This window comes from Kribbella rubisoli (genome assembly GCF_004217145.1).
Lineage (GTDB): Bacteria > Actinomycetota > Actinomycetes > Propionibacteriales > Kribbellaceae > Kribbella > Kribbella rubisoli.
Window position 1 is genome coordinate 1 of the sequence record NZ_SHKR01000007.1, and the last position, 1,842, is coordinate 1,842.

Consider the following 1,842-nt stretch of genomic DNA (forward strand, 5'->3'; position numbering starts at 1 on the left):
TGTCGACGGCGGGTGAAGACTGACCCTCTAGCGACGGCTGGAAGTGGACCCCTGCGTGACCCTGTGAAGGGTGATGACAGTGGAGGACTGGGCTGAGATCCGTCGGCTGCACAGGTCGGAGGGGATGGCGATCAAGGCGATCGCGCGTGAGCTGGGGATCTCGCGGAATGCTGTTCGTCGTGCGTTGGCGCGGGACACGGCACCGAAGTATGTCCGGGTCTCGAGGGGGTCGCGGGTTGATGCGGTCGAGCCTCTGATCAGGGAGTTGTTGAAGGCGACTCCGACGATGCCGGCCACGGTGATCGCGGAGCGGATCGGCTGGGCGCATGGTTTGACGGTGCTCAAGGATCGGGTTCGGGTGCTGCGGCCGTACTATCTGCCGCCGGATCCGGCGTCTCGGACTGAGTACGACGCGGGGCATCGGGTTCAGTGCGATCTGTGGTTCCCGCCGGTACTGGTGCCGGTGGGTGCTGGGCAGGCAGGGTCGCCGCCGGTGCTGGTGATGACGTCTGGCTACTCGCGGATGCGGTGGGCGGTGATGATCGCGTCGCGGCAGGCACCGGACCTGATCGCGGGGCATTGGCAGCTGCTGCAGAACATCGGTGCGGTGCCGCGGGAGTTGGTCTGGGACAACGAGTCGGCGGTGGGGTGCTGGCGGCGCGGGAAGCCGGTGTTGACGGGCGAGTTCGAGACCTTCCGCGGCAGTCTGGGCATCGGGGTGCATCTGTGTCGGCCCCGCGACCCGGAAGCCAAAGGCCTGGTCGAGCGGAACAACGGCTACTTCGAGACCTCGTTCCTGCCCGGACGGACGTTCACCGGGCACCGCGACTTCAACACCCAGCTCACCGACTGGCTGGTGCTGGCCAACGCCCGGCATTCGCGCCGGATCGGCTGCGCACCGACGGCGCGGTGGGCCACCGATCGGGCGGCGATGCTGGCGATGCCGCCGACGCCTCCATCGGTCGGATGGTCGGCCCGGGTCCGGCTGCCGCGGGACTACTACGTGCGGATCGCGTCCAACGACTACTCCGTCGATCCCGTCATGGTCGGCCGGTTCGTCGACGTCGCCGCGGACCTGACCACGGTCACCATCACCTGCGGCGGCCTGAACGTGGGCAGACACCAGCGCTGCTGGGCCAGACACCAGACCATCACTGACCCGGCCCATCGAGAAACCGCGAAACGTCTTACCCAACACGCCGCCGCGGCCAGGGACCAAGCCACCAGCACCGGGCGGCCAACCGGCGCTGAGGTCGTGGTGGAACGCCGAGACCTGTCGGTCTATGACGCCGTGTTCGGCCTGACCAAACCGACCAGGCCAGCTGGGACTCACCACGACGGCGAGGTGGCCTGATGGCAACCCGCGCGAGCTCGTCGCCCAAATCCGGCACAGCCACCTTGACCGAACGCGACCTGACCAGCGAACTGGCGTTCCTGACCAGGGCGTTGAAGGCACCGACCCTGCGCGAAGCCGTCCCGCGGCTGGCCGAACGCGCCCGGGCCGAGTCGTGGACGCATGAGGAGTTCCTGGCCGCGTGTCTGCAACGCGAAGTGTCAGCCCGTGAATCCCACGGCGGGGAGGGCCGGATCCGCGCCGCCAGGTTTCCCGCCCGCAAGTCCCTGGAGGAGTTCGACTTCGACCATGCCCGCGGACTCAAACGCGACGTCATCGCCCACCTCGGAACACTCGACTTCGTCGCCGGCAAGGACAATGTGGTGTTCCTCGGACCACCCGGCACCGGCAAGACCCACCTGGCCATCGGCATCGCGATCCGCGCCTGCCAAGCCGGCCACCGCGTCCTGTTCGCCACCGCCGCCGAATGGGTCGACCGGCTCGCCGAA

Annotated in this window: 2 protein-coding genes; both read left to right on the forward strand. The window is 68.3% G+C overall.

The window, feature by feature from the left end:
* Positions 1 to 70: 70 nt before the first annotated feature.
* Positions 71 to 1,354: an IS21 family transposase gene (gene istA / locus EV645_RS02570; RefSeq protein WP_130439347.1), complete on the forward strand. Its 1,284-nt coding sequence runs from the start codon at positions 71 to 73 to the stop codon at positions 1,352 to 1,354.
* On the forward strand, positions 1,354 to 1,842 hold a 489-nt coding region (locus tag EV645_RS02575; RefSeq protein WP_198681434.1), incomplete at its 3' end, for an ATP-binding protein. The genes istA and EV645_RS02575, both read left to right, overlap by 1 nt.